At 64.1% G+C, this 21,683-nt stretch carries 17 protein-coding genes; 4 read left to right on the top strand and 13 right to left on the bottom strand.

Annotation, left to right across the window (positions count from 1 at the left end; all coding sequences use genetic code 11):
• Positions 1-84 precede the first annotated feature (84 nt).
• From AAFG07_RS08055 to AAFG07_RS08045, 3 genes are all read right to left on the bottom strand, one after another.
• Positions 85-1,110 carry a cellulase family glycosylhydrolase gene (locus tag AAFG07_RS08055; RefSeq protein ID WP_342726792.1) on the bottom strand — a complete coding sequence of 342 codons (1,026 nt, stop codon included), beginning with the start codon at positions 1,108-1,110 and terminating at the stop codon, positions 85-87.
• Positions 1,107-2,390, bottom strand: coding sequence for an O-antigen ligase family protein (locus AAFG07_RS08050; protein ID WP_342726791.1), 1,284 nt, complete (start codon positions 2,388-2,390; stop codon positions 1,107-1,109). Before AAFG07_RS08050 ends, AAFG07_RS08055 begins: the two co-directional genes overlap by 4 nt.
• Before the next feature lie 72 nt (positions 2,391-2,462).
• Positions 2,463-3,275, bottom strand: a complete 813-nt coding sequence (locus AAFG07_RS08045; protein ID WP_342729080.1) for a WecB/TagA/CpsF family glycosyltransferase — start codon at positions 3,273-3,275, stop codon at positions 2,463-2,465.
• Between the two features lie 495 nt (positions 3,276-3,770).
• Between AAFG07_RS08045 and AAFG07_RS08040 the strand changes: the two genes are divergently transcribed.
• Positions 3,771-4,901 (top strand): GNAT family N-acetyltransferase, encoded by a 1,131-nt coding sequence (locus AAFG07_RS08040; protein ID WP_342726790.1) that lies wholly within the window; start codon positions 3,771-3,773, stop codon positions 4,899-4,901.
• Positions 4,902-5,163: 262 nt separating this feature from the next.
• Here AAFG07_RS08040 and AAFG07_RS08035 read toward each other — a convergent pair whose 3' ends face one another.
• Positions 5,164-6,384 (bottom strand): FAD-dependent monooxygenase, encoded by a 1,221-nt coding sequence (locus AAFG07_RS08035; protein WP_342726788.1) that lies wholly within the window; start codon positions 6,382-6,384, stop codon positions 5,164-5,166.
• Between the two features lie 489 nt (positions 6,385-6,873).
• Here AAFG07_RS08035 and AAFG07_RS08030 point away from each other — a divergent pair, with 489 nt between their 5' ends.
• Positions 6,874-8,220, top strand: coding sequence for a polysaccharide biosynthesis C-terminal domain-containing protein (locus AAFG07_RS08030; protein WP_342726787.1), 1,347 nt, complete (start codon positions 6,874-6,876; stop codon positions 8,218-8,220).
• A gap of 90 nt (positions 8,221-8,310) precedes the next feature.
• Here the strand turns inward: AAFG07_RS08030 and AAFG07_RS08025 are convergent, their stop codons facing one another.
• A complete protein-coding gene (locus AAFG07_RS08025; RefSeq protein WP_342726786.1) occupies positions 8,311-10,419 on the bottom strand; it encodes a GumC family protein in 2,109 nt (702 codons plus the stop codon).
• 277 nt (positions 10,420-10,696) lie between these two features.
• On the opposite strand from AAFG07_RS08025, the gene AAFG07_RS08020 reads away from it, so the two are divergent.
• The gene (locus AAFG07_RS08020; RefSeq protein ID WP_342726784.1) at positions 10,697-11,887 is read left to right on the top strand and encodes a glycosyltransferase family 4 protein; all 1,191 of its coding nucleotides are present in this window, start codon (positions 10,697-10,699) and stop codon (positions 11,885-11,887) included.
• A gap of 15 nt (positions 11,888-11,902) precedes the next feature.
• Positions 11,903-13,459, top strand: a complete 1,557-nt coding sequence (locus AAFG07_RS08015; RefSeq protein WP_342726783.1) for a hypothetical protein — start codon at positions 11,903-11,905, stop codon at positions 13,457-13,459.
• 29 nt (positions 13,460-13,488) lie between these two features.
• On the opposite strand, the gene AAFG07_RS08010 is transcribed toward AAFG07_RS08015, so the two are convergent.
• Genes AAFG07_RS08010 through AAFG07_RS07975 form a run of 8 tightly spaced genes read right to left on the bottom strand, consistent with a single transcriptional unit; the run spans position 13,489 to position 21,675 of the window.
• Positions 13,489-14,694, bottom strand: coding sequence for an ABC transporter substrate-binding protein (locus tag AAFG07_RS08010; protein ID WP_342726782.1), 1,206 nt, complete (start codon positions 14,692-14,694; stop codon positions 13,489-13,491).
• 55 nt (positions 14,695-14,749) lie between these two features.
• Positions 14,750-15,451, bottom strand: a complete 702-nt coding sequence (locus tag AAFG07_RS08005; RefSeq protein WP_342726781.1) for an SDR family NAD(P)-dependent oxidoreductase — start codon at positions 15,449-15,451, stop codon at positions 14,750-14,752.
• Between the two features lie 39 nt (positions 15,452-15,490).
• On the bottom strand, positions 15,491-16,297 hold the full coding sequence (locus AAFG07_RS08000) for a glutathione S-transferase (RefSeq protein ID WP_342726780.1): 807 nt from the start codon (positions 16,295-16,297) through the stop codon (positions 15,491-15,493).
• 25 nt (positions 16,298-16,322) lie between these two features.
• Positions 16,323-17,483, bottom strand: coding sequence for an iron-containing alcohol dehydrogenase (locus AAFG07_RS07995; RefSeq protein ID WP_342726779.1), 1,161 nt, complete (start codon positions 17,481-17,483; stop codon positions 16,323-16,325).
• 41 nt (positions 17,484-17,524) lie between these two features.
• Positions 17,525-18,298: an enoyl-CoA hydratase-related protein gene (locus AAFG07_RS07990; RefSeq protein ID WP_342726778.1), complete on the bottom strand. Its 774-nt coding sequence runs from the start codon at positions 18,296-18,298 to the stop codon at positions 17,525-17,527.
• An 11-nt stretch (positions 18,299-18,309) separates the two neighbouring features.
• The gene (locus tag AAFG07_RS07985) at positions 18,310-19,320 is read right to left on the bottom strand and encodes a nitronate monooxygenase family protein (protein ID WP_342726777.1); all 1,011 of its coding nucleotides are present in this window, start codon (positions 19,318-19,320) and stop codon (positions 18,310-18,312) included.
• 21 nt (positions 19,321-19,341) lie between these two features.
• A complete protein-coding gene (locus tag AAFG07_RS07980) occupies positions 19,342-20,529 on the bottom strand; it encodes an acetyl-CoA C-acyltransferase (RefSeq protein ID WP_342726776.1) in 1,188 nt (395 codons plus the stop codon).
• Between the two features lie 15 nt (positions 20,530-20,544).
• Positions 20,545-21,675, bottom strand: a complete 1,131-nt coding sequence (locus AAFG07_RS07975; protein ID WP_342726775.1) for an acyl-CoA dehydrogenase family protein — start codon at positions 21,673-21,675, stop codon at positions 20,545-20,547.
• Between the last annotated feature and the right edge of the window lie 8 nt (positions 21,676-21,683).

The following is a 21,683-nucleotide window of genomic DNA, read 5'->3' as shown; positions in this document are numbered from 1 at the left end:
GAGTATCATTCCTCAGGCCATGCAAGGCAAGGCATGGCGTTCAGCGCGATCCTGAATCAGAGGCCGCGCAAGGGCCGCATGGGTTCATCGAGCCGAAGGAATGATCGCGCGGAGGATGTCCCTGTTCCAGCGTTGCCGGGCGCCGTCGAATGCCGCGAAATCGTGATCGAATTGCCAATAGGCCCACGCCCAGCCGAAGCCTTCAGCGCGCCTCGCCACGAACGACAGGTACTTCGTCCGGCTCTCCGCCGGCGCGCGCTCGTAGACGCCGAACTCGCCGAGATAGATCGGGCGCTGCTCCCTCTCCGACCACGACCTGACCTTGTCGAAATCGGCGGCGGCCTTGGCTTCGTCCTCCGCTGAGCCCCAACTCAACGGGTCGATCTTCGAGAAAGTCGCCGACCACGGCGCGCCCTGATGGGTGAATTGCAGCGGCAAATAATAGTGGAATGTGACGATCAGGTTCCTGTCGCCGGCCGGCAACGTCAGCTGCTCGACCGGCAGCTCCTCGGTGTTCAGGACGGCGACGACGACATCGCGCTTCGGATTCGTGCCCCTGATGATGGCCAGGCATTCGCCGAGCAGCGCATTCCACCCGGCCGATGTCATGTTCCCACCGGGCTCGTTCAGGATCTCAAACACGAGCGCGGGGTATTTGCCCGCGTAGCGCGACGCGATCTGGCGCCAGAACGCCTTGAGCTTCGCCGCGCATTCCGGCACGTCGCGTTGGCAGAGATCGGTATCGTGCTCATCGAGGATCGGGATCAGTCTGCTCGCCAGCACCTGCTCGATCACGGCATCGAGGCGCCGCAGGACGGCGTCATCCAGGATGTTGCCGGAATCCATGTGCCTGAAGCCGAAGAAGTTGATCCGGACGTGTGAAAAGCCTGCCTTGCGGATGGCGGTGAGGTTTTCCAGGCGAAAGGGCGCGTTCGGGTAACCTTCCCAGATGCCGTCATAGCCAAGAATATTGATGCCGCGCCCCAACGCCGCGACGTCCGGTGATGCCCCCTGCCCGGCCGCACGCGCGGGCGAGATCAGCACGGCAGAAAGCGCCACTGCCAGCAGCGCGCTCAAGGCTCTTTGCGGAACAAATCGAAACGCGGTCATGGCAACTCCAGCTCGCGCAGGCGCGACAACGGCAACGAGCGGCAAGCGGCGAGGAAAAAGGCGATCAACAGCACCGATGTGAACATCGTCGAACGCAGGAAGACCGTTTCGGTAAAATTGGTCTGGCAGTTCAGGAAGACGAACCCGACGATCAGCGCACAATGCAGACGGTCGATCGCCCGCTCCGCGATCAGGCAGAGCATCCTGTAGGAAAACAGAAAGACGCTCGCCATGAACAGCAAATAGCCCAGGAACCCGGTTTCGACGAGAATGGCGATGTAGCCGTTGTGGTAATTGTCGAGCACCCAGCCGTGGTTCTGGTTGAAATAGTCGTAGATCTCCGGTCTGGTCCAGAACCCGTTGATGCCAAATCCGAACAGCGGCGCATCATCGAAATGGCTGATGGCGTAATGCCAGATGAAGGTTCTTTCGGTAAAATTGATCGTCGTGTCGAACACGCGGATCGAGTCGTACCCGGTCGTGTAGAAGTACAGCATCAGCAACGCGGCAGCGACGCACATGGCACATGGCAGCACCGCGTAGACCCGCATGCAGCTGACCGACCACAAGGAGGTCAGCAACAACGCACAGGCGACCAGCGACAAGGCGCCGGCGCCGCGCGACTCTGAAAAGACGACGCAGGTCGAGGCCAGTGCGAACGTCACGAGGAACGGCAGCCATCCCTGTCCGGTTATCTTGCGATAACAGGCAAAGAACATAAGATAGGCGCCAGCGAAGCCCAGGGTCTGCTTCGACTCGAAGACGCCCTGCCATTGCCCATTGTGCATCCAGGTCTGGTCCACGCCGATGTCCGGGAGTGCGACCGCACAAACCGCGGAGCCGGCGATCAGGACGAAGAGGCCGCGGGTGGTCGATTTCACGATGTCGTCGATGTCGACGCGACTGACCATGCAGAACGCGCCCAGCGTCGTGACCGCGAGCGCCGCGGCCTTCATCAGGGCCGCCGCGTCCAAATTGGTCCAGAGCACCGAAATCGTGGCGAACGCATAGAATGCGACGATCACAAGCGTATCGAGATTAAACGCCAGCCGCAGGCAGGGACGGATGAACAGGCTCGCATAGATCAGCACCCCCCACATCAGCAGGGCGACGGCCTGCTGAACCAGCGTTACCTCGGTCGGAAGCAGCGCGGGGTGGAACGTCCCCATCGACATGATCACGTTGACGGTGATCGACCAGTTGACGACGGTTCGCGCGAAATCTTCCGCATCAACGCCCGGCGCCTGCCAGACCGAGCTATCGACTGCTCGACCGTCCATCGATTGTACTCCGCTCATTGAAGAGCTCGCCGCTCCGGTGGATCGGAGCGGCACATTGCACTCGGTACGGACTCAGTCCTTGGTCGCCGAGGACCGGGTCCGGTTGAACAGCAGATAGAGGGCGTGCGGATTGGTCGTCAGATAGCGCCAGAACAGCCGGCGCGGCTCGAGCCAAACACGCCAGGCCCATTCGAGCCCGACGATCTGCATCCATCTCGGCGCGCGCGGCCGCGATCCGGACAGGAAGTTGAACAATCCGCCCGACGTCTTGATGACGCCGACATTGCCAAGCCGCGACATGAATTCGTCGACGAAGGCCTGCTCATAGGGCACGCCAAGCGCGACCCAGAGAAAGTCCGGCGCCAGAGCGTTGATCTCATCCACCTTGGCCCGAAGCGCGTCGCCGCGCAGATAGCCGTGCGAATAGCCGACGATCTTGAGTGCCGGATAGGCCCGGCGGACATTGGCGATTGCCGCCTTGTTTTCGGCCTCGTTCGCACCGAACAGGTAGAAGGTCAGCCCGAGCTCTTCCGCTTTGCGCGCAACGTCGTGGAACAAGTCCGTGGTCGCAACGCGCTCGGGAAGCGGGTTCGGCGACCGCAGCTTCGACACCATGACCAGCGGCTGCCCGTCGGCATTGATCAGGTCGGCGGCACGGAACAGCCGGTCGGTCATCGGCTCGGTGGAGCAGCGCGACAGCACCTCGCCATTGGCTGATGTCAGATACAGCGGCCGATCGATACGCCGGTTCGGATACACCGCCTCGACCATGAAATCCGCGGTCTGCTCGCGATCGAGCACAGCGAGCCGCAGCCCGCCGATCGTCGCCCGCGCAACGCTGGCGGTCGCAGCCCTGCCGACAGGATTGGTGCGACGCTCCGGCACGCCGTTCGGCATCGTTGATTCGGCCGGCGCATCCGCGAAGGAAACCGGCTGCCCGGCGCTCGAAGTGTTGCAAATCCGGACAGCTGGAGCAGCCATATCCGAATCGAGACGCCGCGGCCGCTCGTGATCGGCCTGCAGGGGCGAGATTGCGTCGGAAACGCGGGCTTTTTGGCTGTTAGTCAACATTTCAGCAGGGGCTCCAGTGCTTACGTGCACCTAACTGCAATATCCGGTCCAGACGGATGCGATATCACGCGGCAGCGTGACGTGAGACGGACCGTGAGGGATGGTTAACGATGCCGGCGCTGGGCGGAGCGACAGCATCACACAGGATTCCGCAAGGCCGGCGATGTTTGAGCAGCAACACTGCGCAAAGGTCGAGGGACGACATTAATACAAATCGTAATCTCCCGGTGCCGGAGGTCGTCAGCCTTTGCTATAAGGAGATCACGGCGGCTCGACCGGCGCTTTGAAAACCCGTTTGTTTGGTTTCGCATGAATAAGAATGATGACGCGTTCGATGTTTGTATCGACGACGCATTCGACTTCCTGTCTGAAGAGTACGCGACATTGTTCGAAGGCTCGGACGCGACCGCCTTCCAGCATCCGCTGTGGCTCGACAGCCTGTATCGCAAGCTCGCTCCCGCCGCGGCAGCGAAGCCGCTGGTCGTCGTCGTCCGTCATCGCGCAAACAAGGCGCTTGCGGCCGTGCTGCCGCTGCTCCGCGTGCGGCGCGGCCCGATGCGCACGATCGAATTCGCGGACCTTCGTGTGTCCGACTATTTGTCACCGGTCTGCGCCGCCAAGACATTCGCCGACCTGCTGCAGGACCGGCAGGCCTGCGAGCAGCTTCGCAAACTGGTCCGGCCATTCGACCTGCTGCGCATTCCCAAGCTGCTCGATGCCAGGATGCCGATCGAGAATCTGCTCGGGGCGCCTCACCGCAGTCTGATGGATACCAATGCCTATGCGACGGTCCTGTCCGCGCCGTTCGAGCAATGGGAGCTCAACGCGCTGGGAAAATCCTATCAAAAGGAACTGGCAAAGAAATGGCGCCAGATCCACAAGAAGGGCACGCTCACCTTCGCATGCTGCAACGACAGCGCTTCCATCGGCGAAGCCATGGACGTGATGAGGAAGTTTCGCGGCCCGCGTTTCCAGGCACACGGCGACGGTGACCTGCTGCAGCGACCGGAATATTTCGATTTCTACTCGAGCGTGGCGCTTCGCGGCATGGGCTCCTTTACCCGACTCTATGCCATGAAGATGGATGGCGAGGTCATCGCCACCGCCCTTGGGCTGGCTCACCGCGGCAGCCTGCTCGTCGTCATGACGGCTTTCAACATCGAGGGATACAAGAGCCAGTCGATCGGCGCGCTGACCTTCGAGAGTGTCGCCAAAGACTGCATCGAGCGCGGAGACCGGGTGCTGGATTTCACCATCGGTGACGAACCCTACAAGATGCAGTTCGGAGGCCAGCCCACGCCGATGTCGAGCGTGACGCAGGCCGGCAGCGCGGCCGGATCGCTTGCACTGTTTGCGCTGAAGCAGGCGCCCTGGATCAAGCAGGCCGCGAAGCGGGTGACCGACCTCAGGCCGGTCCGCACCTCGACCGGTACACGCTAGATCGTGATGAGATCAGGTTGAGCTGGACTGCGTCGAAAGCTCAACTCTCCCTTGGGAGAGGTCGATTTGCGCAGCAAATCGGGTGAGGGGTTACGGTCTTTCGAGAGAGCAAGCGCCCTCACCCGGATTGCACCGGACGATGCTTCGCATCGCCGAGAGCAATCCGACCTCTCCCCGACGGGGGGAGGTGAACCGAGACTGCACCAAGCCGATTCAAATCAAAACTCGTCCGGCTTTAGAGCCGCTTGAGAAGCGCGGCCCTCTACCGAAGCGCGCTGCGAACGCGCATGACCCATCCCGGATGAATCCGGTCCACCTGATGCGTGATCATGCGGCGCAGGAAGTGCAGCTTCCGCTGCATGGTCCAACGTACATCGGTGTTCGAGGTCAAAGCCTGGCGGAAGTGCGCCAGTTGCAGTGAATGCCGGTCGGCGGCGAGCTTGTCGCGATCAGAATAGAACTGCGCAATCTTCTCCGTGCCCATGCCGTCGGTCTCGAGCCAGCGCGGCACATATTCGGTGCAGAGACGCTCGACATCCACCAGCAGTCGGCTCACGCCGGTACCGGCCGCAGGACAGTTGGTCTGGTAGGCATCGCCGATCAGCACGACGCCCGGCTGCAGATGGCCCTCGGTCACGGACAGGTCCATGACCCAGTTGTGCACCTGGCCGACGATCTGGAAATCGCCAAGGTAGCGCTCCAGTCCCGGCATCAGACGAAGCAGCGTCCGCCTGGTGTCGCGGCGCAGCTCGCGCATGATCGGATCGGTCGGGTCGCGGAACATGAACAGGTTCGCCCGCATGCCGCCCGACATCGGAAACAGGCTGAGATAGTCGACGCCGTCAGCCGCCTCCTTGCCGTAGCAGGTCAGCGCGTCGAAGCTGAAAGGCGCGTTATCCGGCCGCGCGATCGTGAAGCCGAACGTCACCGAATGGCGCGCGGCGATCATCTGCCGGCGCATTCCGAGATTGTAGCCAAGCGCGCCCGCCATGCCGGTCGCCAGAACGACCAGCCGCGAGACGACGCGTTTTCCGGAGGCCAGCGTCAGTTGCTGACGATCCTCGCTGCAGCTGACATTGGTCACCTGGTCGAGCAGGAAGCTGGATGTATCAGGCGTCAGGCCGCGGGCCATGTCGACGAGGTTGGCATAGGAAACCCCGTAGGACCGGCCGACGCCGATATCGACCAGTCTGCCGTCCCTGATATTGAGCACCCGGTCATAGGACGAGGCGACGGCCTCGACGTCGTCGATGAAGCCCAGACGGCGGAAGATATCGATCTGGCGTCCGGCGATCTTTTCGACGCGGAATTCATCCGGCGGGATCGAACGCTTGTCGATCAGGACGACCCGATACCCGGCACGCGTGAGGACGGCCCGCGCAAGCGAGCCCGCCAACCCGGCGCCAACAATGGCAACGTCCGCTTCGATCGTTTCAGCCTCGCAGGTTGCGATCGGCTGGGTCATGCTTTCCTCGGCAATCATATTTGTCCGCTCCGACGGCTAATTGGCTACGGAACTGCAATTTCCTTGCCTGCCCTGCCGCCGCGCAGAACGGACACGACGAGTTCCATGATTGAGGTTAACGACAACGCCCCCACCGCGATCAGCCCCTTCCCGGCACGTGGCTTGCAGCCACAGCGGTCATGAAACCGACGTTTTGGGCGCTCCACAGCAGGCTGGCGGGGCAACTGCCAGGCCATGGAGCTTCGACGGATGCCGTTGACGCGCTAACGCGGCTTCAACCAGCGCGGTCCACGCTGTCGAACCGGGCGCCGGAGAAGCATCCAATCTGCGCCGTTTGGACACAGCGAGGACGGCAGCGTTCCAGAATGGAGCAGCGCGACATATTGGCCGACTGCGTGCGCCCGGAGGCCGGTTGGAAGGAACGGAATCTTAGCAAGAGAACATTAACACTCCTGACCTCACCGATTGCTAGGGTCAGCAGCCTGACAGGATATTGAGACGTCTCTTGTGATTGCCTCCGTTCTCCAAATGCTACGGCGCGATGTGACGCGCGGCGTTGCCGGGACCATCCTCCTCAAGGTTGGCAGCGGCGGGCTTGCGTTCGCCCTGTTCTCGCTGGCCGCGCGAGCGATGACGCCTGACGCGTTCGGAGACTTCGCAACCCTGCTCTCCATCGCCCAGATCGGCGCCGTCGTGGGCCTGGTCGGCCAGGAGCTGCTGCTGGTTCGCTTCCTCAACGAGTACGAGGTGCGCAGTCAGGCCGAGTTCACCAAGGGTGTACTGCTGTCGAGCCTGAAGTACTCGGCGATCGGGATGCTGATCTCGATCGCCGCGATCGCCGCGGTGGCAACCATTCGCGGCGAATGGTGGCTCTTGATCCTCTCGGTCTCGGCGTTCACCGCCGTCAATGCTGGGCTGATGCTCGGCAGCCAGATCGCACGATCACTGGTCAGCATCCTGATGGGCGAAGGCAATCGCGAATTCTTCTGGCGGGTTGCCGTTGTCCTGGTGCTGATCGCAGCGCTGTTCGGCCACCGCCAGCTCACCCCCGCCGAGCTGTTCACCGCGATGACGGTCGCGATGGCGTTGGGGCTCATCGTGCAGATCGTGTCGATCGTGCGCGTGCTGCCGAACCTGCGCTCGGTCACGGCGCGCTTCGAGACGTCGCGCTGGAACCGCAGTGCGTTCCGCTTCTGGCTGGCATCCATTCTCGAAGCGGCGAACCAGTATTTCGACGTCATCCTGGTCTACTGGATGCTGGATCCGGCTACTGCGGGCGTCTATTTCGCCGCCTCGCGACTGGCCAACATCTTCGCGATGCTTTCCGCTGCGCTCTACACGTTCGGCGCGCGCCGGCTGCCGTCGCTGTATTTCAGCAAGAATCACCGCGAGCTCGAACATACGCTGAAGCTGATGGCCGAGGTGACCGCGCTCTGCGTGCTTAGCGGGCTCGTTATCGTCTGGGTCGGCGCTCCCTACCTTCTCGGCCTGTTCGGACCGCATTTCGCCGCGCAGCAGTGGGTGTTGATCGTGCTCGCGATCGGAACGGCCTTCCAGGCGGCAGGCGGGCCGTCCGCCGCGGTCCTGCAGCTGACAGGGCATGAGCGCGATTATGTTCCGGTGGTCGCCGCCAACGTGGCGCTGCGGCTGATCGGATTTGTCGTGCTGATCCCCTGGCTCGGCGTGCTCGGGGCCGCGATCTCGGCGACGGTTTCCCTGGTGCTCGCCACCATCGCACTTAATGTGCTGTGCCGCCGGCGGACCGGCGTCGACCCGTCAATCCTGGTGCTGTCGCATCTCTCGTCGTCGAAGGCCGGCGCTTACGCAGTCCGCGTTGCGGATAGCAAGGACTAGGGCGTTTTCAAGCGAAAGCCTGTCCCGCACTTGATGCGGGATGGACGCCGCTTCGCGTGAGGGAAAGGCGTCAAACAACAATCTAGAGCTTCAGCTTGCCAATCCCAGGGCTTCGCGCTGAGGGTTGCCGGCCGCGGCATTGCCCGCCACACGATTGACGACGAGCGCAATCGGGACCGAACCGAACCTGGACAGATCGGTCCGCGCCTTGCCGATCGCAGCCGGGTTGGCGGCGCCCTCGCGAACCACCAGGATCACCAGGTCGGCGTGGGCGGCCAGCGCGACCGCGGCCGGCTGCATGGCAAGCGACGATGCGTCGACGATGATCAGGCCGAAATCGGCGCGAATGTCGTCCTGGGGATAGGGCGGCGCCTTGCTGCTGGCGCCCAGCAGTTCGACGACCGACGGCAGATCGGCCTTGATGATCCCCGAGCCTTGCGGCGGCGCGTCTTCGGCGCGCCTGGTTTCCATCTCGATCAGGACGCTGAGCATCCCGTTCTTGACGGCGGACCGGTTGAGCGACCGTGCGACGGTGCTGCCGCCCGCACCGGTCTCGACCGACAGCAGCAGCGCCACCTTGCCGTGCTCACCCGGAAGCTGCTCGATGTTCTCGATCAGCAATTGAAGATGCGGACTGAGATCGGGCTCGGCCGCGGTCGAAATCGGGGTCTGCCAGACGCTCCTGACGGCATCCGACGACACCATGTTGGGAATGCGGGCCAGCACCGGCAATCCCGGCGGCAGCGCAGATTGCGGCGCGGCCGGGGCCGGTGCCGGTGCGGGCGCCTCGGCGCGGCGAAGCGGAATGCTTTTGATCGGGAGCTGCTTCAGATCGAGACCAGGCACGGCGACGATCGCCGTCGACGTCAGCAGCGAGACGATCGCGAGCGCGACGAGCAACAGAGGAAGCGGCGGAAGCGTCGAACGCACCGGCGGCGTCGCGGGCGATGCCACCTTGGTCTGCGAGTTCTGAAGACCGCGCTGCTCGTCGGTCGTCCGGTAGCGCGACAGGAACTGCTCGTAGATGTTCTTGTTGGCATCGGCATCGCGCTGCAATTCCTGCAGCTTGACGAGCGCTTGACCGTCGACAAGGATCTGCTGCTCGGCCGCCTTCAGCTGGTCTTCGAGCGCCTTCTGCTGGTCGCGCTGCGCCTCGAATTCCGACTTCGCGGTGTCGATGTTCTTCTTGCGCTCGATCTCGATCTGCCGGTTGAGATCGCTCAACTGGCTGAGCGCCATCACGAGGTCGGGATGACGATCGCCGAGCACGCCGCGCTTCTGGGCAATCTGGTCGTTGAGCGCGGAGCGCTGGGCGCGCAGCGCGCTCAGCAGGTCCTGCTTGACCGGGCCGTCGACATTGGCCTTCAGGTCGCGTTGCAGCTGCTCATAGCGCGACTTGGCCTCCTCGGCACGGGCGCGCGCCGCGGCAACCTGCTGCGTCAGGTCGGTGACGCGCAATTGCTGTGTGGTGGATTCCTTGCCGGCGTTGACGATCCGGTGCTCGAGCTTGAACTTGGCAACGGCATCTTCCGATGACCGCAGCCGGTCGTTCAAGGTCTTGAGCCGGCTCTTCAGCCAATCGGCGGCCTCGTCGGTTGCCACGCTGCGCGTCCCGCGCTGGCTGGCGACGAACGCCTCGGCCACCGCATTGGCGTAATACGCGGCGCGCTGCGGGCTGTTGGACGTGAACTTGATGGCGATAACATAGGTCAACCCGCGCCTCGAGATATCGAGCCGGTTGCGAAACCGGTCGAGCAGGCGCGTGGCGTCGGTCCTGCCGCCGGCGATGTCGCTGTCGTCGGCGACCTTGAGCTGATCGATCAGCGGTCCGAGAAATCCATCGGATTTGGCGATTTCGACGTAGCTTTGCAGAGCTGCGGCATCTTGACCGATCCCAGGCAGCACGTCCTGGTCGGCGGTCACGCGCTGCTCGCGCGGATCGAGCACGACGAGCGCCGTCGCGGCGTAGCGCGCCGGGATCAACATCAACAGGATCACACCGATCGCGAAGATGACCGCGGCGAGCATCAGGATCCGTTGACCCTTCTCGCGAAAAAAGGCCACCACACCCGGAATGCTAAGCACGCCCTTGGTGGTTTCCGCGGAGGATTGGCCAGCCGGCACGCCGGCAGTTTCCCACGACGCTGCGGGTTCCGTGACTTCGGAACGTCTCGGGCCTATCCGGCTACCGAACTTCATGGGTTCTGACTCGAATTCAACTGACAGTACTGCTCCAACGTAAATATCTATGGTTAATCGCCGGTTACCCCCTCTTCGCGTTGCCGTAACCAATTAGTTAACGAGCCGGCTGTACCCTATCTGTGAGATAATGGCTCTCGATTGCCGACACATGTCTGATTGCTAAATGAGCAGTAACCTCAACACGCGCTACTCGATGCACGAACGCGCTTCGCGTGATAGCTACGCGCGCAAAAATGAAGGGGGCGAATCCACCCCTTCGACGGGTAAGGAATCCGTGCTCCAGCACACGCCAAGCACCGAATTGCGCGAGGCATCGACCGCATCACGCGATCGACCGAACGAGAGCAAGCGAAAGCTGCGTGTTGTCCTGGTGCAGACCCAGGCCGAGAACGCCGGCGCGCAGGAGATCTCGCGGCTGCTCGGCGCCGGCCTCACCGCACGCGGCTATGACGTCGCCAACCTGTTCTTCTTCCGCAAATCGGATTCCTTCGACGAGCCGCCCAATACGTTCTATTGCGCGCAGACCCGTCCGGGAAATCCGGTGGCGCTGCTGCGCATGCTGTGGGCGCTCGCCGGTCATCTCAGGACCATCAAACCCGATGTCGTGCTGACCTTCCAGCACTTCGGCAATGTGATCGGCGGAGGCGTGTCGCGCCTCGTCAGCCGCGCCCCCGTTATCGCCAACCAGGTATCCTCGGCGCTGTCGATGAGCATGCCGGTGCGCGCGGCCGACATCATCATGGGTTCTACCGGTTTCTTTCACTGCATCACGCTGAACTCGCGGGACATGGAGCGCGAATATGCGCGCTATCCGGCTCCGTATCGATCGCGCATGAAGCACGTCCCGCACGGCTTCGACGACAAGTCGCACAGCCTGCCGAAGGACGTTGCGCGGCAACAGTTCAAGCTGCCGCCGGATCGGACCCTGCTCGGCTGCGCGGCACGGCTGCACCCGCACAAGCGGCTCGATGCGGCAATTCGCCTGCTGGCTGCCGATCGGTCCTGGCACCTTGCGCTCGCGGGCCAGGGCGCGGATGAGGGGCGGCTGAGGGCCCTGGCGGACGAGCTTGACGTTGCGGACCGGGTGCACTTCATCGGCGAGATTGCACCGCGCCAGATGGCCGGTTTCCTGGCCTGCCTCGACGTCTTCGTATTCCCGACGCAGGCCGAAACTTTCGGCCTTGCCGCGGTCGAAGCCGCGAGCGCCGGCATTCCCTGCGTCGTCAACGATCTCCCCGTGCTGCGCGAGGTGCTGTCCTGCCAGGGACAGCCTGCCGCGGTATTCGTTGACGCTTCGAACGAGACCGAATTCTCGGCCGCCGTGTCGAAGGTCCTGACCGATCGTGTGTTGAGCGACCAGCTGCGGCAAAGCGCCGTGGGCCTGAAGTCGCGTTATTCGTTGGATGCCATGATAGAAGAATACGTCCGCATTCTCGGCGACGCTGTGGGGGCGGACGCGCACTAGGAAGTTGGGCTGGCCATGATTATCGAGTTTCGCTGCGATCGCGAGCAGCCGCGGCTCTGGATGCGCCGCGAGTCGCTGCGCGTCAACGATCAGGATATTCCCGTTCAAATCGCCTGGACCACGACGCCGGAGCCTCGACCCGCCGGCCTCGACATGCTGTTCGAGCTCGAACGCATCGTCCTGCGCAAGGGCAAGACCGGCGAGGCCGACCGGCTGAAGACGATCCCGGAGCGTCCGCGCGCCGGCAACCCCGACGTGGTGGTCGACTTCACCAGTGCCGCGCGGGATCCGAACTGCTCCGCCAAGCTCTATCTCCGTCCGCGGTTCAACGGGCACACCGGAGAAAGCGCGGTACTTTCGGCCATTCTCGCCGGCGATCTGCCGGTGATCGAAATCGTCAATGAGCTCGACGGCTCGGTGATGGACCGCGGCCATCCCTCCGCGGAAACCGCGGCCGGCCTGAGCGGCGGGCTCGAAACGGTGATGGCACGCACGCTGTCGATGCTGCCTCCGATTCTGTCAGGAGCTCCGCGGCTGGTGCCGCAATTGGCTGCTCCGGCGAACAGCGGCACGGCACCAAATCCCGCGCCCTTTGTCATGCGCGGCGTGGCGACTTCGATCGCGAAGGAGATCTATCGTCTGTGCTGCTACGCGCCGCACTGGCATATCGGTTGGCGCTTTGCCGGGAATACCGATATCTGGCGCACCGGCGACCTGTCGGGACCTACCTGGAACGTGCTCGGCGATCCCGGCAACCACTTCTATGCCGATCCTGTCCCGGTGAAGTGGCAGGGCAGGACGTTCGTCTTCTTCGAAGACCTCGACCACCGGACCGGCAAAGGCATCATTTCCGCGATCGAATTCGACGGCAGCGGGCCGATCGGCACGGTGATGCCGGTGCTTGAGGAGCCCTGGCATCTGTCCTATCCGTTCCTGATCGAGGATGGCGGCGAGCTCTGGATGATCCCGGAAAGCACCGCGCATCAGGACGTTCCGATCTACAAATGCATCCGCTTTCCGGACAAGTGGGAGCGGCACTCAACGTTGCTGTCCGGCCTCGAACTTGCCGACGTGACGATCACGCAGCACAACGGCCTTCACTACATGTTCGGAGCCTGGCGCGATGGCACCGGCGGATATTCCGACACGCTGGCGATCTATTACGCCGGGCAATTGCTCGGCCCCTGGCAACCGCATGCGGCCAATCCGATCCTGATGGATCGCGCGACCACGCGGCCGGCCGGAAACTTCGTGACCGTCAATGGAAAGCTGTGGCGGCCGGTGCAGGATTGTACCAACGGGTACGGTGCGGCACTCGGCCTTGCGGAAGTGCTCGAACTGTCACCGACGACCTACAAGCAGGCCGTTCGACATCTGCTCAAGCCCGGGCCGCTATGGACCGGGCGCAAGCTCCACACGCTCAACCGGTGCGGCCAGCTCGAGGTGATCGACGGCTCGCGGGTCCAGCCGAAGACCACAGCGTTTCTGGCGAGCCTGCGATCGAGCGACCCATCATCGCAATGGAGCTGGCAGGGTACGCTGGCGAAGCCGATCGCACGACGGCTCCACTAGCGCGCTGCGTTAGTTATCCCGTCGGCGGCTCAGTTCGGCTCGGCGCTCAGCACGCCGCCGAACTGCTCCCAGGAGCTCCCTGTCCAGCGCTGCAGCTGAAGCTGCGTATAGGCCATGCTGTTGTCCGGTCCGGTGTTGACCGTGATACCCGGCATCAAGGTCGGCAGCACAAGCCCCTTGATGTTGCGCGCCTGCCTCACGATGTTCTCGCGCGACAGGTCGTCGCCGCACTGCTTCAGCACCTGCTCCAGGATCTGGCCCTGCTGGGTCCCGAACAGATAGTTGCTGTCGCCGATATCGGCGCCCGGAAGATATTTCTCGAAGTGAGCGCGATACCATTTGATGCCGGGATCGTCGGCCCACTTCTTGTCGTTCGGATCCTTCGCGATGGTCGCCACGACGACGCCGACCGCCTTGTCCGCCCCGGCCGGCACGATGGTCGAGGAGACCGAGCTCGACACGTAATTCACGATGGTGAGCGGCGTCCAGCCGATCTCGCTCGCCTTCTTGATCGCTTGCGCGGCGAATTTCGGCGTGCCGGCGATCAGGAATGCCTGGGCGCCCGACGCCTTCAGCGTCACCACGCGCGATTCGATCGTGGGCTCGGTGACCTCATAGGGAGACGTCACCACCTTCCCGTCGAACTCGCCCTTCAGGGTTTCCTTGAACGCGGCCACGAAGTCACGGCCAAGATCGTCGTTCTGGTAGAGGATCGCGATCTTCGCGTCGGGCGCCGTCTGGGCAATGTATTTGGCGTAGATCTTTCCCTCGGTGTTGTAGCTCGGCAGCCCCGTGGTCGTCAGCGGAAACTCGGCGAAGTTCGCGAACTTGGTCACACCGCTGACGACGAAGAGGTGCGGCACCTTCTTCGCGGTCACGTATTTGATGGTTGCGCCGATGCCGGGCGTCCCCAGCGGGCTGAACAGGAACGCAACCTCGTCGCTCTCGATCAGCTTGCGGGTCTGCTCCACCGCCTTGGGCGGCGAATAGGCATCGTCATAGGTGATGAGGTTGATCTTGCGGCCGTTGACGCCGCCGCGATCATTGATGGAATGGACGTAGGCGATGAGGCCCTTGCCGGTATTGCTGAGCGGGGATGCCGGACCGCTGAACGGGAATGTCGCCCCGATCCTGATTTCCGATTCCGAGACACCGGGCGTTTCCGCGCGGACCGCAGTAGCGGCAACGGCCGCAAGCATCGCAATGGACACAGCAAACGTCGTCTTCATCAACATGAACTCCCCCTGAACTCTTATGAACTGACCGGCTCTTGCGACCGCCGCGCGGCGCCTACCAGGCTTCGCCGAACGGCCTGATCTCGACGTTGAACGACCACGCGCTGCGGTCCTGATGGGCGACGTGCCAGACCTCGTCCGCGATCGCTTTCGGCTTGATGAAGAAGTCGTCCGGCCGCTCCGGCCAGCGCTTCCGCGTCCATTCCAGATCGATCACCGCATCGATCACGAGATAGGCGACGTGGACGCCTTGCGGCCCGAGGTCGCGCGCCATCGCCTCGGCCAGAATGCGCTGCGCCGCCTTGGTCGGCGCGAACCCGGCGAAACCGGCCTTGCCGCGCAATGCCGAGGTATTGCCGGTCGCAACGATGGCGCCCTTGCCGGCGCTGATCATCGCCGGAGCAAACCGCCGCGCCAGGTACAACAGGCCCATCGTGTTGACCTGGAAGTTGCGATTGAGAATCTGCGGATCGATCTCGCGGAAGGTACCGAACGCGCCGCCGACGGCGTTGTGGATCACGACGCCGGGGCTGCCGAGATCGCGTTCTACGGCAGATGCCACCGCCTCGATTTGCGCGAGGTCGGACACATCGCATCGATAGGCCTTTGCCCCCGGCAGCTGCTTCTCGAGCGCAGCGAGGCGCTCCTCGTTCCTGGCGAGAAGTGCGACCCGATAGCCGCCTTCAGCGAACCTCCGGGCAAGCGCCGAGCCGGTGCCGGGCCCAACGCCGGATATCAGACAGACGGGTGCGGTCATGCAGTCAATCCTCCGCGTTGCAGCCAATCGTTCTCGAGATCAGGCGGCCGCCTTCGACAGCAGCTTCTCGACGTAAGGCTTGAGATCCGGCCTGACATGCTCGTGCTCGACCAGCCGGGCAAAGTGCGCGAACATCAGCGGATATTCATCCCTTACCCCCGGGTGCAGAATTCTCTCCAACCCCTGCTTGCGCAACTGCTCGGTCCGCGCATGCTCGTTCATGAACAGCGCAAGTTCGGCGGCAAGGCAGATGTCGGCGATCGAGATGCCGTTCCCGACCAGCGCCTCCCGCCGTGGCGACAATGCCTGCTCAATCCCCGAGGCATAGATCGCGAACGCATCCTTGGCACGGGCGTGAATGGCCGCGTCGACCGTGCCGCCCGACAGCGCGAGCAGATAGATCTGCGTGTCCCGCGCAAAGACCAGGCTGACGTCGAGAAAGCTGTCGATCCTGGACGCCTCATAGGCGTCACGCCCATAGAGCGGGAACGCCGCCTCGCCGAGCCGCGCCACCGCGCGCATGATGCTGTTCGATTCGAAGATCCCGACCTTGCCGTCGGCGCCGAACGCCGCCGGCACGTTGCCGAACGGTTGCGCCGCCATGAACGCATCGGTCTTGAACAGCTGCGCGCCGGTCAGGCCGACCCGGCCGGTTCGCGCAAGCGAGGCGAGCCCAGCGCGCTCCTGCTCCGCCAGCGGACGGGCATCGTAGTCCCACAGCCAATCGCGCAATTCCTTGCCGGAGGCACCCCTGACCTCGACGTCGACGCCGCAGAACCGCGCCGCGATGGTTGCCTTCCAGACCCGCGGGTTCGGTAGATAGGAGAAGATGCGCAAGGCGGCCATGGTGGCTGCTCCGTGTGCTGTTGCTTCAGGCGGCCAGCTTCAGGATCTTGACGACGTCGCCGGGCTCGCGGATCGGCTGCGGGTTGGTCCGCGTGAAGATCGACAGCATCGCGTTCTTGCCGATCAGCTCGAAGCGGTCTTCACCGACACCGACATCGGCAAGCCGCCGCGGCAGGCCGAGCTCCGCAATGAAGCCGGCGAACGCCTCGCTCGCGTCACGCCCCGGCGCGCCGAGCGCGGCGGCGATCGCCTGCTGGGCGGTTTCCGTCGCGGGACGGTTGTAGCGCAGCACGCTCGGCATCATCACCGCCGTACAGAAATAGTGCGGAACGTCGCAGGTGCCGCCGAGCACATGGCCGATGGCGTGGCTGGCGCCCATCGGCACCCGCGACTGCAATCCAAAAGCCGACAGCCACGAGCCCAATTGGCAGCTCAGCCGCGCCGCTTCGTCGCCGGGATTGGCCTTGGTGCGCAGCAGGCCATGATGCAGATAGCGCAGTCCCTGCTGGCACACCGAATCGACCAGCACGTTGGGCCGACTGGAGCAGATCGCCTCGATGCCGTGATCCATCGCGCGCGTGCCGGAGCCGAGCCAGAGCTTCTCCGGCGTATATTTTGTGATCGCGGGATCAAGGATGATGCTGCGCGGCATCATCATCGGATGGTTGAATATCTGCTTCAGCTTGCGGCCGGTATCGGTGACCAGCGCGCCGGAATTGTATTCGCCGCCCGACAGCGTGCTGGGAATCGCGATCATCCGGACCTTCGGGTTGCGGAACGGTCCGAACCGGCGGTCCGGCGTGGTCTCGAAGCCGTCGAGCCCCGCGGGCTCGAAGATCGCGTGCTCGATGCACATCAGCACGATCTTCGCCGCATCGACCACCGAGCCGCCGCCGATCGCGACGACGAGGTCCGCCTTGGCTTCGCTCGCCTGCCGCGCGATCTGGGTCACGACATCCCGCGTGGTGTGCTGCGGCACGCCGTCGAAGGTCGCGGCATAGCGGTCGCCGAGCGCCTTGCGGATCTTCTCGATCTCGTCGGTCGTGGTGTTCAGCGTGCGGCTCGCGATCAGATAGACGCGCTTCGCGCCCAGCCGTTCGGCCTCCCCGCGCAGCGCCTCGGCTGCCGGCTTGCCGTAGATCACGGATTCCATGCTGGGATATTGATGGCTGCCGATGACGCGCATGCTTTCGCTCCCTCGATGTATCCGTGAACTCCCCGGCGGCTTCAGGCCGACAGTTTGGTGAAGTCAGGCTGGCGCCGCTCGGCAAACGCGGCAAAGGCCTCGCGCGCCTCGGGCGTCGTCAGCCGCTCCTTGAACAACACGCCTTCCTCGGCGATCTGCACCGCGATCCGCTGCTGCTCGCGCATCAGCTGCTTGGTCATGCTGAGCGAACCGGCCGGCCGCTTGGTCAGCGCGACCGCCGCGTCATGCGCCTTCTTGCGCAGATCGGCCTGCGGCACCACGGCATTGGCGAGGCCAGATGCCAGCGCGCCCTGTGCATCCATCGGCTCGCCGAGCGCAAACATCGCATAGGCACGCGCGTGCCCGATCCTTAAGGGAAGCAGCCAGCTCGACGCCGCCTCCGGCACCAGAGCGAGGTTGACGAAGGGCGTGATCAGCCGCGCGGTCTCGGCGAGATAGACCAGGTCGCAATGCAGCAGCATGGTGGTGCCGACGCCGACCGCATTGCCCTGCACGGCCGCGACCAGCGGCTTGCCGACCTTGCTGATGGTCTCGATGAAGCGATGGGCGGGGCTGTCGACCGCGCTCTCGCCGCGCGCCTGGCTCGCGAAGTCTGCCAGGTCGTTGCCCGCGGTAAAGCTGTCGCCATCGCCCTGGAACAGGATCACACGGACGGCCGGATCCGCCTCGGCCTGCTTCAGCGCGTTCGACATCGCGTCATACATGGCGCCGGTCAGGGCGTTCTTCTTCTCGGGCCGTTGCAGGGTCAGCGTCATGACGCCGGCAGCGATTTCGACTTTGACATGCTCGGTCATGGCACTCTCCGTCAGGCGACCGCGCGGGCCGCCGTGGTTTCAAACTTGCCGTCGAGGAAGCCGGTCAGCCGCTGCCGGATGATCGCTTCGGCCTCGCTCATGATGCGGTCGATCAGCTCTTTGACCGTCGGGATGTCGTGGATCAAGCCGACCACCATGCCGCAGCTCCAGGCGCCGGCATCCATCTCGCCGTCGATCATCACCTTCGGGTAGACCCCGGCGACCTGCTCGTGGATGTCCTCGATCCTGAGCTTGCCGCCCTTCTCGCGCTCGATCTCGAGCAGCTCATCGACGCCCTTGTTCTTCAGCACCCGCTCGGTGTTGCGCAGCGCCCGCATCACCAGGCGCGTATCGAGCTCGTCGGCATCGAGCAGCGCCTGCTTCACATTGGCATGGACCGGCGCTTCCTTGGTCGCGATGAAGCGGGTGCCCATGTTCATGCCGGCCGCGCCCATCGACAGCGCGGCGACGAGGCTCCGTGCATCCGCCATGCCGCCCGAGGCCACGAACGGGATTGTCAGCTCGTCCGCGGCGCGCGGCAGCAGGATCATATTCGGGATATCATCCTCGCCGGGATGGCCGCCACACTCGAAGCCGTCGACGCTGACCGCGTCGCAGCCGATCTTCTCGGCCTTCAGCGAATGCCGCACCGAGGTGCATTTGTGGATCACCTTGATGCCGGCCGCCTTCAGCGCCGGCATGTACTGCTCCGGGCTGCGGCCCGCGGTTTCCACCGCCTTGACACCGCCCTCGCGGATAGCAGCGATATACTCGGGATAGGGCGGCGCGGTGAAGCTCGGCAGGAAGGTGAGGTTCACGCCGATCGGCTTGTCGGTTATGTCACGGCAGCGCGCGATCTCCTTGGCGAGCAGCTCCGGCGTCCGCTGGGTCAGGCCGGTGATGATCCCGAGGCCGCCGGCATTGGACACCGCGGCCGCCATCTCGGCGAAACCGACATAATGCATGCCGCCCTGGATGATCGGATGCTCGATGCCGAACAGTTCAGTGATTGCTGTCTTCACAAATTTCTCCCGCGTTTCCGGTCAGTGGACGATTTCAAACAGGCCGGCCGCGCCCATGCCGCCGCCGATGCACATGGTCACCACGCCGTATTTTGCCTTGCGCCGCCGGCCCTCGATCAGGAGGTGGCCGGTGAGCCGCGCGCCGGTCATGCCATAGGGATGGCCGATCGCGATCGAGCCGCCATTGACGTTCAGCTTGTCCGGATCGATGCCGAGCTTGTCGCGGCAATAGATCACCTGCACCGCGTAGGCCTCGTTGAGCTCCCAGAGATCGATGTCGTCGATCTTGAGACCGTGCCGCTTCAACAGCCGCGGGATCGCCGCGACCGGGCCGACGCCCATCTCGTCCGGCTCGACGCCGGCAGCGACGAAGCCACGGAAGATGCCGAGCGGCTTCAGCCCCTTCTGCGCGGCGATCTTGTCGCTCATGATCACGCAGGCCGAGGCGCCGTCCGAGAGCTGGCTGGCATTGCCGGCGCTGATGGTCTTGCCCTCGAACACCGGCTTGATCTTGGCGAGGCCGTCGGCCGTGGTATCCGGCCGCGGGCCTTCATCCTTCGCCAGCGTCACCTGCTGGAAGCTGACTTCCTTGGTGTCCCTGTTGACCACGGCCATTTTGGTCGTGAACGGCACGATCTCCTCATTGAAGCGACCGCCCTGCAACGCGGCGCCGACGCGGCGCTGGCATTCCAGGCTGTACTCGTCCTGCTTGTCGCGGCCGATCCCGTAGCGCTCGGCGACCACTTCCGCCGTCTCCAGCATCGACATGTACATCTCGGGCTTCATCGCCATCAGCTCGTCGTCGACGGCATGGAACCGGTTCATGTGCTCGTTCTGCACCAGGCTGATCGATTCGATGCCGCCGCCGATCGCGATCTCGACGCCGTCTAGCATCACCGAGCGGGCGGCGACCGCGATCGCCTGCAGCCCGGAGGCGCATTGCCGGTCGATCGTGGTGCCGGCAACCGTGACGGGAAGCCCGGCGCGGATCGCGCCCTTGCGCGCAACGTTCATCACCATGGTGCCCTGCTGCATGGCGCAGCCCATCACCACGTCCTCGACCTCGCCGGGCGCAATGCCGGCGCGCTTGACGGCTTCGGCCATCACATGGCCGGCCAGGGTCGGGCCGTCGGTGTTGTTGAGCGCGCCGCGATAGGCCTTGCCGACGCCGGTGCGCGCGGTGGAAACGATGACTGCATCCTGTGACATGCTTGCCTCTCTGGCTTATGCGACCGCGTCGAGCTGCGCGAAACGCAGCACGTGATAGGCGGGATCGCCGAACTGGATGTTGATGGAGGAAATCCGCTTGAAGTAGTGGCCGACATTGAGCTCGTCGGTCATGCCCATGCCGCCGTGCAGCTGCACCGCCTGGTCGGCCACGAACTTGCCGGCATAGCCGATCTTGGACTTGGCGCCCGAGGCCAGCCGGGAGATGCCGGCCTCGTCGTCGCTGAGACTGAGGCTGAGGTGCTGCATCAGGGACAGCGCCTCCTGATGCGCAATGAACATGTCGACCATCCGGTGCTGCAGCACCTGGAAGCTGCCGATCGTGACGCCGAACTGCTTGCGGGTCTTGGAATAGTCGAGTGTCGCGTCGTTCAGCTCGCCGATCGCGCCGACCGCCTCGGCACAGAGTGCGCCGATCGCCCGGTTGCGGCAGGCCTCTAGCGCGGCGACGCCCTCGCCTTCCCGGCCGAGCAGTTCGCCGCGTACGCCGCGCAGGCTGATCTCGGCCGCCCGGCGGCCATCGATCGTCTTGAAGCTCTGCAGATCGAGATTGGCGGCGCGGCGATCGACCACGAACAGGCTGACGCCGCCGCGATCGTGACGATGGCCCGAGGTGCGGGCGGAGACGATCAGATAATCTGCCCAGGGTGCCGCCAGCACCGCCGTCTTCTCGCCGGTGAGGACATAATCGTTGCCGTCCCGGCGCGCTGTCGTGGTGACGGTGGCAAGATCGAAGCGCGAGCCCCTCTCGGTCCACGCCAGCGCCCAGAGCTTCGATCCAGCGATGATGTCGGCGATGTAGGCCTGCTTCTGGGCGCCGGAGCCTGCCTGCTCGAGCAAGCCACCCGCAACGACAACAGTCTCGACGAACGGCTCGACCACGAGATGGCGGCCGAACTCCTGCATGATGATCATGGTCGACAGCGGCCCGCCGCCGAGCCCGCCGGCGGCCTCGGAGAACGGCGCGGCGACCAGACCAAGGTCGGCGAACTCGGCCCAATGCTTGCGGCTGAAGCCGTCCTCGCTCGCGACGATCTTGCGGCGCGCGTCGAAACCATAATTGTCGCGAAGCAGCCGCTGCACGCTGGACCGCAACAATTCCTGCTCTTCCGTGAACTGGATATCCATCCGATCCT

Source organism: Bradyrhizobium sp. B097, from assembly GCF_038957035.1.
Classification (GTDB): domain Bacteria; phylum Pseudomonadota; class Alphaproteobacteria; order Rhizobiales; family Xanthobacteraceae; genus Bradyrhizobium.
Note: the sequence above shows the minus strand (reverse complement) of the source record. Positions and strands in the feature narration are given on the sequence as shown.

Bases quoted from the DNA above. Each gene is read 5' to 3' on its own strand.
- AAFG07_RS08055 (WP_342726792.1), bottom strand. From the start codon at position 1,110: ATGACCGCGTTTCGATTTGTTCCGCAAAGAGCCTTGAGCGCGCTGCTG.
- AAFG07_RS08050 (WP_342726791.1), bottom strand. From the start codon at position 2,390: ATGGACGGTCGAGCAGTCGATAGCTCGGTCTGGCAGGCGCCGGGCGTT.
- AAFG07_RS08040 (WP_342726790.1), top strand. From the start codon at position 3,771: ATGAATAAGAATGATGACGCGTTCGATGTTTGTATCGACGACGCATTC.
- AAFG07_RS08035 (WP_342726788.1), bottom strand. From the start codon at position 6,384: ATGATTGCCGAGGAAAGCATGACCCAGCCGATCGCAACCTGCGAGGCT.
- AAFG07_RS08025 (WP_342726786.1), bottom strand. From the start codon at position 10,419: ATGAAGTTCGGTAGCCGGATAGGCCCGAGACGTTCCGAAGTCACGGAA.
- AAFG07_RS08015 (WP_342726783.1), top strand. From the start codon at position 11,903: ATGATTATCGAGTTTCGCTGCGATCGCGAGCAGCCGCGGCTCTGGATG.
- AAFG07_RS08010 (WP_342726782.1), bottom strand. From the start codon at position 14,694: ATGTTGATGAAGACGACGTTTGCTGTGTCCATTGCGATGCTTGCGGCC.
- AAFG07_RS08005 (WP_342726781.1), bottom strand. From the start codon at position 15,451: ATGACCGCACCCGTCTGTCTGATATCCGGCGTTGGGCCCGGCACCGGC.
- AAFG07_RS08000 (WP_342726780.1), bottom strand. From the start codon at position 16,297: ATGGCCGCCTTGCGCATCTTCTCCTATCTACCGAACCCGCGGGTCTGG.
- AAFG07_RS07995 (WP_342726779.1), bottom strand. From the start codon at position 17,483: ATGCGCGTCATCGGCAGCCATCAATATCCCAGCATGGAATCCGTGATC.
- AAFG07_RS07990 (WP_342726778.1), bottom strand. From the start codon at position 18,298: ATGACCGAGCATGTCAAAGTCGAAATCGCTGCCGGCGTCATGACGCTG.
- AAFG07_RS07980 (WP_342726776.1), bottom strand. From the start codon at position 20,529: ATGTCACAGGATGCAGTCATCGTTTCCACCGCGCGCACCGGCGTCGGC.
- AAFG07_RS07975 (WP_342726775.1), bottom strand. From the start codon at position 21,675: ATGGATATCCAGTTCACGGAAGAGCAGGAATTGTTGCGGTCCAGCGTG.